General features: G+C 56.9%; 5 protein-coding genes. All 5 read left to right on the top strand.

The window, feature by feature from the left end:
* Positions 1-371: 371 nt before the first annotated feature.
* Entirely contained in the window at positions 372-2,396 is a 2,025-nt protein-coding gene (locus KVT38_RS17285) for a peptidoglycan D,D-transpeptidase FtsI family protein (protein ID WP_217594978.1), read from the top strand.
* A gap of 195 nt (positions 2,397-2,591) precedes the next feature.
* The gene (locus KVT38_RS17290; RefSeq protein ID WP_217594979.1) at positions 2,592-3,290 is read left to right on the top strand and encodes a response regulator transcription factor; all 699 of its coding nucleotides are present in this window, start codon (positions 2,592-2,594) and stop codon (positions 3,288-3,290) included.
* Entirely contained in the window at positions 3,280-4,749 is a 1,470-nt protein-coding gene (locus KVT38_RS17295; RefSeq protein ID WP_217594980.1) for a sensor histidine kinase, read from the top strand. The genes KVT38_RS17290 and KVT38_RS17295 overlap by 11 nt, the downstream gene beginning before the upstream one ends.
* A 100-nt stretch (positions 4,750-4,849) precedes the next feature.
* Entirely contained in the window at positions 4,850-5,959 is a 1,110-nt protein-coding gene (locus KVT38_RS17300; RefSeq protein ID WP_217594981.1) for a TolB family protein, read from the top strand.
* Between the two features lie 384 nt (positions 5,960-6,343).
* A partial coding sequence (locus KVT38_RS17305; protein ID WP_483298179.1) for a DUF6242 domain-containing protein occupies positions 6,344-13,263 on the top strand: 6,920 nt, incomplete at its 3' end.

Below are 13,263 nucleotides of genomic sequence, written 5' to 3' on the forward strand. Positions count from 1 at the left end.
CGGCCGTTAGCGGCACTGCGTGCCGCTATTGCGCCTGATTACGTGTGTGCTACGGATGATAGCGGCACTGCGTGCCGTTAAGGTCTCAGGTAACTTGTGTTCTATGGCCGTTAGCGGCACGGCGTGCCGTTAAGGCGTCTGGTTATGTGCGTGCTGTGGATGATAATGGCAGCGCGTGCCGTTAATGTCTCAGGTAACCTGTGTTCTGCGGCATTAACGGCACTGCGTGCCGCTAAGACACCAGATGGCCTATGTGCTGCGCCGATAGCGGCACGCACTGCCGCTGCCGCGCCGCACTCACGCTCCACACATTCGCAGCATCGGCATTACGGCCCGCTTGCGGGCCCAGCATTTACAGGAGGAACTAGCGTATGAGCGACAAGCTGACGGAAGAGGCGGAGCGGAGAGTCCTCCGCAACCGCCGTCACTTCAGCATTCGTCTGAACTTTTTCTTTTTTACCGTATTCGGACTTTTCTCGGTGCTGATCATTCGCCTCGCCTACCTGCAATTCGTCGAAGGACCAAATCTGAAGGAGCAGGAGCATCAGCTGGCGACCAAGGACGTCTCGATTCCGCCGATCCGCGGCAACATTTACGATTCGACGGGGTTTCCGATCGCTTATTCCACATCGACGCAGTCGCTGTACTTCACGCTTGAGCCGGGCACCAAGAAGGCGGAAGGACAAGCGCTGGCCGCGCGCATCGAGGCGGCGTTCAAGCTGTACGGTGACAAGTCGAAGGAACCGCTCACGGCGACGGAGATTTTCGAGGACATGGACTTCGAGGGCAAGGTGCACTACCCGTTTCAGCAGCGGCGGATCAAGTCCGGCCTGACGGATCAGGAGATCGCCTACTTCAGCGAGCACCGCGACGAATTCAAAGGCGTGGACATCGTCGAAGAGAGCATCCGCCAGTACAGCAAAGAACGGGTCGCGACACAGCTCGTCGGCTATATGAAGCAGCTGTCCGGAGCCACTTCCCTTGATTTTTACAAGGAAATCAACAAAGGGCAGGAAGACCCGACGCTCAAGTACCTGGATACGGAGGACGTCGGCTTCGACGGGCTCGAGCTCATGTACCAGTCCGAGCTGCGCGGCCGCAACGGACTGAAAACCTATCCGGTCAACAATCAGAGCCAGATCATCGGTCCGATGGAGCTGACCAAGCCGGTCAAAGGGGACAATCTGTACCTGACGATCAACAAGAACGTGCAGCTCGCGACGCAAAACGCGATCACCGAGCACCTGCAAAAGATTCGCACGTCGAACAACAAGCAGGAGCGCGCGCCGAACGCCAAGACCGGGTACGCGGTGGCGATGGAGGTCAAGACGGGCAAGGTCGTCGCCATGGCGAGCATGCCGGACTACGACGCGAACGTGTGGCAGGGCGGCATCAGCTCGAAAAACTACGAGCAGTTCAAGTTTTATTTGAGCAACGGCGCGATTCGCGAGGTACAGGCGCCCTATGCGGACGAGAAGGAGCGCAAGAAGCACCCTTCCTCGCTCGTCAACCTCGGCTCCACGCAGAAGCCGCTCACCATTTTGCTCGGCCTGAACGAAGGTTTGATCACGACCGGCTCCACGTTTCCCGATCCGGGCTACTTTGAGTTCGGGCGCGAAGGCCACAAGACGCGGGTTCGAAACGCGGGCAGCGCGGCCAACGGCACGCTTACGCCGGCGTCGGCGATCGCCCATTCCTCGAACGCCTATATGGCGGGCATGGTGGGCAACAAGCTCTACCTCCGCGACGGCTCCAAAGGCCTGGACGTCTGGGACAAGTACATGAAGGAGTTCGGGCTCGGCGTCAAGACCGAGAGCGGTCTGCCGGGCGAGTCCAAGGGCTCGATCAACTACTTCATCGAGGCCAAGCGGGGCAGTCCGCAGTCCGCGCTCGTCTATGCGTCGTTCGGCCAGCAAGGGCGGTACACGGCGCTGCAGCTTGCGCAATACGCGACGACGCTCGCGAGCCGTGGCACACGGCTCAAGCCGCAGTTCGTCGACCGCATCGAGGATACGGACGGCAATGTCGTGCAGGGCTACGAGGCAGAGGTGCTGAACAAGATCGAGTTTCCGAAAAGCTACTGGCAGACGATCGAGAGCGGCATGTCGCAGGTCAAGGTGCAGGGCTTCGAGGACTTCAAGTACTCGTTCCGGCGCAAGACCGGCACGTCCGAGCAGGACGTCGGCGGCGGCCGCGTCGAGAACGCGGTGTTCATCGCCTATGCGCCGGCGAACGACCCGAAGCTCGCGGTCGCGGTTGTCGTTCCCGAAGGCGGATACGGCGGCTGGGGCGCCGCGCCGATCGCGCGCAAAATTTTTGACGCGTACGATGCGGCGGTTGGCTTGACGGATGCGGGGCCGGCAAAGACGGCGACGGGGACGTCTGCGGGACAGTAATCGATCGAACGACACCTATATGACGCATCATCCATCCAAGCTCCGGCTGCTGACAGGTTCTCGAGAGAGAGCGATCGGCGGACGGAGCTTTTTGCTTGAAGCTCGTTTTGGCTTTACAATCGAACTTAACCGCACCAGCATTGGGTGCTACAACGGTTTTCACATTTCAGGCCGCACGCTAACGGAGGAAACCCCATGCACGAAAAAGTAATGGTCATCGAGGACGAGCGAAAAATCGCCGACGCCATCGCCTATGCCTTGAAGCGGGAGGGCTATGAGGTCGAGACGGTTTACGACGGCGGCGAGGCGCTGGCCAGGCTTAGCATCTACCGGCCCGATGCCATTGTGCAGGACGTGATGCTGCCGGGCATGGACGGGTACGATATTCTTAAAAAGCTGCAAAATAAAGCGCGCATCGGCGTCATCATGCTGACGGCCAAGGAGGATATCGTCAACAAGGTGCTTGGACTGGAGCTTGGTGCGGACGATTATATGTCCAAGCCGTTCGACATGCGGGAGCTGCTGGCGCGGCTGAAGTCGCTGCTTCGCAGGATGCAAGCCGCCGGGGACACGGAGGATGCCGCCGAGATCGAGCTTGGCGGCGTCGCGCTGCACATCGGAAAAAGACGGGCGACGGCGGGCGGTAGACCGCTCGATCTGACGCCCAAGGAGGTCGACCTGCTGGCGCAGCTCGCCGCCCGCCCGGGAATGGTTTTCACGCGCGAGCAACTGCTGGACCTTGTCTGGGGCATGGACTTCGCCGGCGGCACGCGAACGGTCGATATCCACGTGCAGCGGCTGAGAAAAAAGCTGGGCGAGGACTGCAGCGACGTTATTCAGACCGTGCACGGGATCGGCTACAAAGCCGCGGGAGGCGGGCGTATTGAGAATTAGCATCAAGCTCAAAACGAGCGTTTTTCTGGCCGCGCTGCTGCTGTTGACGGTCGTCGTCATAAGCCTGCTCGTACTTCGGGGAATTCAGAACAATCAGCGGACGCAGGTCGAGCAACTATTGGCGCAGCAAGCCTCGATGGCAAACACGTACTTACTTCAGTCGCTGACGGCCGAATCGAACAAGGTGCCCGAGACGTTTATCGCGTCGAAGGGAGCGGATTTCGGCAAGAAACTGGAGGATATCAGCGGGCTAACGGTCGAGCTGTACGATGCGGACGGGAAGGCGATCTATAAAAACAAATCCGGCGTCGTTTCCGAAGGCATCGGACAGACGCTGGCCTACGCTCTGAAGCAGAAAACGGCTTACTTGATCGAAGACGATTCGCTTTATTACTTGACTCCCTTGAAAGTCGCCAACGAGCAGGTAGGCGTCGTGCAGTTTTATTATGACCTGGCTGCGAACGACGCTTTTTACCACGAGATCAGGCAGCTATTCGTGTATATCGGCGCCGGTACGTTTTTGCTCAGCTTTATTTTGGCTTATTTTTATTTTAACGCGCTCTCCGGCAGCATTATCAAGCTGAATCGGACGGTGAACCGGATCAGGGAAGGCAGTTACGAGACGGCCGGCATGAAGCGCAGGGACGAGATCGGCGAGCTTGGCGAAGGCATTCGCATGATGAGCGAGCGCATCCGGCAGACGATCCGGGACAAGGACGACGAGCGGGAAAAGCTGAAGCTGGCGGTGGACAAACTGTCCAAGCTGGATCAACAGCAGAAGGAGTTTATCGGCAATGTCACGCATGAGTTCAAAACGCCCTTAACTTCAATTAAAGCCTATCTCGACCTCATGGACATGTATCCGGACGACGAGGCGCTGCTGGAGACGGCCAAGACGAACATCGCCGGCGACACGCAACGCTTGTACGAAATGGTCGAAAAGGTGCTGAGGCTGTCCGCGCTGGAGAAATACGATTTCGAATTTTCCAAGGAAAAGGTGGATGTGCGTCAGACGATCGAGTCGGTGCTCGGCAGCCTGCAGGGCAAGATAGACAAGTTCGGCCTCCGTCTGGAGACGAACCTGGCGCAAGCCAGCGCGGACGCGGACCGCGACAGCCTGACGATCGTGCTGATGAATCTGCTGGATAACGCGATCAAGTACAACAAGCCTAAGGGGAGCATTCGGGTAAGCTGCGCGGAGCGGGATGGGCAGGTCGTCATCGAGATCGCCGATACGGGCATCGGCATACCGCAAGCGGTCGTGCACAAGATTTTCGAGCCCTTTTATACGGTGGATAAAAATCGGTCGCGTGAAAACGGCGGTGCCGGCCTGGGACTTGCGCTGGCTAAAAAATATGCCGAAATGCAAGGAGGGTCTATCGCGCTGCTGCGTTCGGATGCGGAAGGGACGACGTTCAGCGTCGCGTATCCCGCTTGGGGCAGCGGAGAATCCTTATAGCGCTCGGATACATTCGATATAATTGTTTACATTTTCGAAACAATCGGTCGTACTTTGTCAACATTCGGCTGGTAAATTGAGTAGCAAGGAGGCGATAGAAATGACAACAAAAACTTTGAAAATCGCAGTCGCCGTCCCGGCACTGCTCATGACGCTCGCCGCGTGCAGCGACAATCAGGCCGGTAACCGTGAAGTGATCAAGGAGCCCGGCAAATCGATAACGGTCATCGACAATGCCGGCAAGGAGACGGGCACGCCCGATTTATCGATAGGAAAGAGAGAACCACACGAGCATGTCGCGATTACCGACTGGATTGACGAAGAAACGGTGATCGCGATTAAAGCCAATGAAGCGCTGGGCAAGATGAGCCTGGCGGAGTTGGCCGATTCCTACCCGAGGAGTCTTTACCGCTACAATCTCGGGACCAAGAAGTTCGAAACGCTGAAAGAACAGAAAAACACGAATTTGGGCGACGGGGAGCTGTCGCCGGATAAAAAGCATCTGCTCTATAGCGAATTTTCGTTGGGCGATCCGACTTACCGCGTGATGGACCTTGCGACGATGGATTCGTTCCCGATTACTGGCGGTCCGACGGCCGGCGCGATGAGCGCGCATTGGACGGACGACGGCAAGGTAATCGGCGCTGCATACAGCGGTGGAGCTTATACGGCCGGCACGGACGGCAAGATCGAAGCCGTTAAGGGGCTTCCGGAGGAAGGGCTGATCATCGTCCGCCAGATGAACGGCAAAGTTTATTACACCTCCAATGCGGACGAATCGCTGCACATGGCGGACCCGGCCACCGGTACGCAGACCGATCTGAACCTGCCGCGCGTATCCGATTTGGTGCCGTCTCCGGACGGCAAGCAGATGCTCGCGCTGCAGTACAACGATTCCAAAATAACGTTGACGATGTACGATGCCGACGGGAAAAACCCGAAAGTCATCGCCGAAGGCACGGAGATCAGCGGCGTCTCCTGGTCGCCGGATCAGCGGCTGATCGCGTACGGCGCGAAGAGCACTGCGTCCGGCACGAACGTGATGGGTCTTTACGTGTACGATCTGCTCACCGGTAAATCGACCAGCATCGCGGTGGACGCCGAAAATCCGCAGACGGTCTGGAGCCCTTCCGGAAAGGCGCTGGCCTATTCGGTTTGGAACGGCAGCGAGTTTAACAGCAGTGTCGTGCATTTGGATGTGGAGGGTTAAGTAAGCCGCACGATGTCCTGAATATGGTTCACCTAAAAGATCGTTTTCTGCTAAAGGCCTAAGGGGCCGGGCGGAGACGATCTTTTTGCTCTTGGTCGTTACTTGACTCCGTATCTTTGCCAAATTTTAAGAGTTTGTTCAGCGTTATTTGATATGATTCGCACGAAGATACTCGAAAAATGTCTTATTTTTGGAAGTTCATATTGCACGCATCCAATTAGAATTTATTTTACCGCGTAAAGGAGCGGATTCCATTTGGTCACTCGCAGTCTATCTTTTGCAGCAAAGTGGTTATCGGCCCTGCTGGCTTTATTGCTGGTACTGGGTCAATTTACGTTTTACCCGCAAAGGGCGGCAGCCGCGGACAACTTAAGCTGGACGGCGTTGAATAATCCCCCGTTAGGCTCCAGTCAGCTGATCAACGATGTTATATACGGCGGAGGAAGATTCGTAGCCGTTAGTCAAGGGGGCAGTTCACCTCAGATTGTTACTTCTGTAGATGGGGTTTACTGGACAAAAACCAACAACGACCTCGCGACGAATGCGCAAATGATTGCAGTTGCATACGGCGGTGGCGTCTATATCGCTGTCGGCAATGGCGGCGTCGTAAGCCGTTCTACAGACGGCGTTAATTGGAGCCAGGTCGCTCCCTCTCCCACTCCGAACAGTTTGACGATGGTCAAATATTTGAACGGCAAGTTCTGGGCTGTTGGCGTGTCCGGGACGGTCATGTCTTCGGCGGATGGCCTAACCTGGAACGTGGGCGTCTATCCCGACGTTAGCGCTACCAATACGATCATCGATATTGATTATAAGGACGGCAAATACGCAGTTGGGGATTCGAACGGCAAAGTTTATTTTTCGACGACCGGCGCCACCGGTTCCTGGGGCAGCGGTACGACTTTGGCTACGGTTCAAATTAATTATCTCGCCAATCTGAACGGAACCTGGTTTGCCATTGACGCCAATGGAGAAGTTCATAAGTCGGCAGACGGCACCACTTGGATTCCTTTCACTTTGTCCAAGCAGGTGTTCGGAGCCACATACGGCAACGGCACCTATGTGATCTATTCGCAGTCGGGCGGCAGCGTCTTTACGTCCACAGATGCATCAACCTGGACAGAAGCGAGTTTGCCCTCCGGGGCGTCGTGGTACGGTTTGACTTATGGCAACGGCGCTTATATATTAGTTGGCAACAACGGTTATATTATGCGTTCCACCGATGGCACCAATTGGACGCCAGTCGATCCGAACGTCAACCAGGCGATTTATAACAACGGTCTTTATATTGCGGTCGGCTATCATAATGCCACGTCGGGCATCATTATGAGCTCGACCGACGGTATGACATGGATAAATCGGTTGACGGCATCTAGCGTTTTAATAAGTGTGGCATACGGCAACAACCTTTATGCGGCGGTCGGCACTGGCGGCAAGATTTATACGTCAGCCGACGGGATCGGTTGGACAGCCGTCAAGACGACTAATACCTCCAACAATTTGACGGGCATTCGATATGTGAACGGGAAGTTTATGGCAGTTGGCGTGAACGGCACGCTGTTAGTTTCGAATGACGGCACGACTTGGACTGCGCCGGGTTCGACTGGCTTGACCGGCAATTTAACTTCCATAGCTTACGGCAACGGAAAATATCTCATTAGCGGAAACGCCTCTTCTCTTTGGTATTCGTCCGATGGAGCGACGTGGGAAAAAACGACAGCAGGTAGTACCGGCGCTATCGCATACAACGATGTCATTTATGCCGGGAACCAGTTTATCGCGGCCGGAAGTGTCGGAAACATTTATTCCTCGCCAGACGGTGTAAATTGGACGCAGCGCAATGTGGGAACCAATATATTTTACAGCCTTGCTTATGAAAACGGCATGTATGTCGCTGTGGGGACGCTTGGTACCATTTATTCTTCGCGAGACGGCGTGGCATGGACGGCGGAAACATCGAATGTATCATCAACTCTAAGATCAGCTCTCTATGACGGAAGCCGATTCTACGCCATAGGCGCATACCTGGGGATTACAACTGCTGCCTACGGTGCGACGTCGTCCGCAGAGCTGCAAACGGCCGAAGCCGACGGCGCCGCCGGCACGACGACGTCGACGAAGATCGACCTGACGTTCGATACGGATGTGGCGGGTCTGACCGACGCGGACATCACGATCACAAACGGAACAGGATCCGCCGTAAAGGGCGCGCTGACGGGATCGGGCAAGAACTGGAGTATTGCGCTCGGCTCGGTGACGACCGAAGGGGATGTGTCGGTAGCGGTCGCTTCTCCGAGCGGGTATACGATCGGAGGCTCACCGAAGACGGTGGCGGTATACAAGGCGTCGGCCGGCGGGGGCTCGGGCAGCACGTTCACCGTCGTCAACACAAACGACAGCGGCACAGGCTCGCTCCGTTGGGCGATCGTGCAAGCGGGCGCCGTAGCCGACGGCAAGGTCGTATTCGATCCGGCGTTGGCGGGGCAGACGATCACGCTGGAGTCGGACCTTACAGACTGGGATGTACTGTCCGCGAAAAGCACGATTATCGGAGACGACTCTACGAATTTTACGCTGACCGGACTCACGGATGCGGACGGCAAGCCGGCCATCACGGTGGACGGAAACGGACATCGCGGCCTTTGGGCGACTGGCTCCGGTACATTCAGTTTGTCCGATATTCGGCTTACGGGCTTTGAATTGACCGATTCGACAGGTGTTTACAATGGCTTAGGATCAGCTTTGACGATTGCGGGACAAAACTATGAAACGGCCTATATAAGTAATGTTCAATTCGACCATAACAGGATGACGTCTGAAAACAACACTTCTATCGTGGCGCTTGGACTCAATTATTCTCCCTTTCAGTTTCACTTAAATCGGGTGGTGCTGGCTGAAAATGAGTTGACTGCCCTTAGGTCTGATATCAATACGTATCAGGCGGCTTTCCTCGTCTCTATCTATTCGGAGGACAGCGAGATCGCCAACTCATTGTTCTATAACAACAGGGTAAACAGCCATACAAACGGCGATGCTTACGGAGGCGTGATCGGCGGTTCTGACAGCTATCATGTTAAAGTCCTCAACAACACGTTCTACGGCAATCGTACAACCAATACCGGAGCAGGTCAGGCAGTCGGTCCGGTCGGCTTTGCCCTTCAGACTGGTGCCACTTCCGTCGACTTCTACAACAACATTATGATTGGCAACCAGGCGCAAGATCAGACGGCTACAGCACTTGAAGATGCCTTCTATAATGCTGGCGCGCCTATACAGGTCGGCAACAACCTGTACACAGGCAATCCGTTCATCAATGTTGCAAGCGGAGACTTTCGTCTGTCCAGCCCGGCGACGGAGGCGATCGATCTAGGCGACGACAGCAAGTCCTTCGGCAGCTTTGACTTGGCCGGCAAGGCGCGCAAGGTCGGCAGCGCTGTCGATATCGGCGCATACGAGTATGTGCCGGGGCCGGTGAGCGATGATGCGTCGCTCACAAGCGTCCTCGGTCAAACGGACGCTGCACCTGGAGGCGGCAACGGAAGTTACGGGGATCCGATCACATGGTCAATCGACGTGCCGAACAATGTGACGAAGCTTGTCACTGCAGATATTCTGCCTGCGGACAGCAGCGCAACAATTTGGTTTTATGAAGATTCGGATTATGCAGGTAATGATGGATTCGGCATTGCGTCCTTGGATCTGCCGGAGGGCGGCTCGGCCACGGCGTACATTCAGATCGATAGCGGCAGCGCAACTCAATACTATGCCGTTACCGTTAACAGAGCCGCGGCTGCAGCCCCGGCCTATACGATCAACGGCACCTCGCAGCCTTGGCAAGATGCCACGCTGGCGGCGGACGGCGACGTGCTGGAGATCACGACGGACGATTCTCCTGCTTCGCCGACGCGCATTTACGTCACCGCCTCTGCGGGCTCGACCGTCACGCTGAAGGGCAAAGCAGGCAAAATTTACGACAAGGTGTATGTACTGGTCGACCAGCCTATTACGTTGAAGCTTGAAAACTTCAATATCGCGGCACCCGCCGGCGACACCTACAACGGGATCGGCTTCGTCAAGCACAACAGTCCCGGCGAGATCGTGCTTGAAGCGGCGGGAAGCAATACGATCGAGGGCTTCAACGGTATTTTTTCGGATTCCAACCATCAGCTCACGATTAAAGGCACGGGTACGCTGACGGCGAAGGGACGCACTGCTGCCGATCCTGCCTCAGACAGCGGCAGCGGCATCTACATGACATCTGACAATACGAGCGGGAATACGAATCCCGTGGCTTCGCTGACGGTGGATGGCAGCGTCACGGTCAAGGCATACGGCGGGGATTCGGTTGGTGCCTCGGGCGGCAGCGGCATTGCGCTTAATTGGGGCAATCTGCTGATTAAGAGCGGCGACGTCGAGGCATATGGCGGAAAGACGAACGGCGATCGGACCAACTTGACGGCCAGCTCCGGCGTCACTCGCCGGGGAGGGGCAGGCGTCTACCTGGAGGAGTTCGGCTCCCAAGGCCAGGCAGGCAAGCTGACCGTCGAAGGCGGTTCGCTGAAGGCTGTCGGCGGAGATGCGCTGGCTGAGAATGTCCGGGGTGATTTCTACGAGGGCGGTAGAGGCATCCGGGCTTACCAAAGCGTATTCGTCAGCGGCGGCACGGTGCAGGGCACCGGCGGAGCGAGCGCTTCGCAAAAGGGCGGCGACGGCATTTTTACGCCGAAGCTCGATATCTCGGGCGCTGCAGCAGCGGTTACGGGCAACGGCGGCACGAGCATGACCGGCATTGAAGCCGGCGCCGGACTTTACGTGACTAACGACATCGTCATCGACGGCAGCACTGTGTCGGCAGCAGGCGGACAAGGCAAGGCGAGCGAATACGGCATTTATTCGCCGAGCGGTAGCCTGACGATCAAGGGCGGCGCGGACGTGACCGCTTCAGGCGGCAGCGGGTCAGCTGTCGGAGCGTCGGGGGGACCGGCAGTTTACGTGCAAGGCAATATCGTCGTCACCGGTTCGTCGCAGATCAAAGCGACCGGCGGCAACGGGGAAGTCAACGGCTCGCATGGTCTATTTTCCTATACGGGCCAAATAACGATTAACGACAACGCGGCCGTTACGGCAATAGGCGGTAATGGTACGACTGGCTTTGGCGGCGTCGGTATGCGGGCCTTCGGCAACGGCACCGGCAGCACGGTCGAGATTGCAAGCGACGCCGGAGACGTTTATGTGCGTGGCGGTCAAGGCGCATCCGCGACACGGCCGGCTGTCATCGCGAAGGATGTGTGGATCGCGTCCGGTAACGTCGGGCCGATCGCCATGGAGGGCACGGGCAATCCGCGCTCGATCAAAAATCAATCCGGCGGCGACGATGTGTACCTGGTGACCGTCACGACGAATCCGGCCGCGGCGACATCGGTATTTTCGCAAGTTGACGGAACGCTGGCCGGCAATTATACCTATAAGGCGCCCACGCTGACCGACGGCCTCGCTTATATGTGGCTGCCTTCGGGCACGCAGACGGTAGGGGCGGCAGGTTATCAAAATAAAACACCGAACGTCGCGACAGACGACACGGCATCAACCGAATTAACGCCGCTCCCGGTCATCGCTCACCTGAAGCACGGCAGCGCGACGACCGACTTTACAAGCATTCAGGCTGCGCTTGACGCTTCAGCGGATGGCGATACGGTCACGATTGAGGCAGGCACGTATCGAGACCAATTAACGGTTGCGAAAAATATCACGCTGCAAGGCGCGGGCATCGGCCAGACGATTATTGAATCTCCTAATTCCGACGAATTGGTTGCAGCCAACTGGAAGACGCTCAAAAATCAAATCTTGTATCCTGTCATCGGCGTGAAAACCTCGACGAACGGCGTAGTCGTCATTAAGGACCTGACGATTGACGGGCGCAAACAGGGCTATATCGCGGCGCATAACGGTGACGCAGACGTTTATACGTTCAACGGCATCGCAGTTCGCGATACTTCCGCGACGATCGATCAGGTAAAGGTCATCGATGTGCGGGACGTGTACTCGGATTACAGTGGAAGCCCGGTCGCTCCGCTGCCAGACGGTTACTTGCCGCAAGATCAACCTTCCGGCGCGAACCACAACGAGAGCATCCTGCTTGAAGGCGCGGCCGACACAGGCGCGCACAAGGTGACGGTGCAGGATTCGGAGATCGTTCGTTTCCACAAGACAGGCATACTTGCTTGGGGACCGGCGCTTGAGGTCGACATTCACGTCAACAAGCTGCAGGGGCACGGCAAGACGCTGTACAGCACGGGCAACGGTATCCAAATCGCGTCCTCGGATTGGAGCGTTAACGGCGGAGGCGACCGCCGAGGCACGACCGGGATCGTGAAGGACAACGAGATCTATGACTTTGGCCTGGTCATTCCGGAACCGGGAGAGACGGGATCGTACCTGAATCTCGGACTGGGCGGACCGACCGGAATCCTGCTTTATCAAGCGGGCGACGGCTTCGTCATTGAAGGCAACACGATTACTGGACCTTCGGTTCCGTCTTGGCATAACAGCACGACGTCCAATGACGGCGGCTATTCGAACGACGGCATCGGTTTCACTGCCAGCAAGGACCTGACGATCCGAAACAATACGATCACGGGCTTTGGCACCGGTATTGTAGAGGGAGGAGCCGCGACAGGCTCGACGATCGAGGACAACACGTTTAGCGTTAACGAGATAGATATCTGGACGCTGTCGGGAGACGACACGATCAAGCTGAGGGCCGGCACCGAAACGGTTGCTTACAACCGGACGGACAACGGCATCGATACGATCGAAGGCTTTGGTGCGGGCGACCGTCTGAACGTCATCGGGTTCGAAGACGGATCGGTGAATGGCGAGATCGGGACGTCGGCAAATGCTATTTATTTCACCGAGACAGGCGGCTCTTCGGTCATTAACGGTTATTCGGACGCGCACCCGGTCGTCGACTTCACGGGCGGTACGGTAACGAGCGGCGACGGTACGAACGTAGCGGCGCATTCGGTTGAAGTATCCGTATCGGGCGGCGTGACGACGCTCTATATCGATACGGAAGGCGATGACGATGCGGCGGAGTTTGTGATCAAGCTCGCTGGTGTGTATGCGCCTGGCAACTTTAAGTTGAACGGCGGATATATTTCTTATGTAACCTTGGTGCCTGCCGATGGCCTGACGGTAATGTCGAGCGATCCGGCTGGCGTGGAGAACGACGGCAAGACGAAGATTGATGCAACGCCGACACCTGCAACGGGCCACAAGCTGGTGTATTACAACTTCGGCGCAGG

Source organism: Cohnella sp. GbtcB17 (genome assembly GCF_019091135.1).
Lineage (GTDB): Bacteria > Bacillota > Bacilli > Paenibacillales > Paenibacillaceae > Cohnella.

Coding starts and splice junctions, on each gene's coding strand:
- KVT38_RS17285 (WP_217594978.1), top strand. CDS start 372: ATGAGCGACAAGCTGACGGAAGAGGCGGAGCGGAGAGTCCTCCGCAAC.
- KVT38_RS17290 (WP_217594979.1), top strand. CDS start 2,592: ATGCACGAAAAAGTAATGGTCATCGAGGACGAGCGAAAAATCGCCGAC.
- KVT38_RS17300 (WP_217594981.1), top strand. CDS start 4,850: ATGACAACAAAAACTTTGAAAATCGCAGTCGCCGTCCCGGCACTGCTC.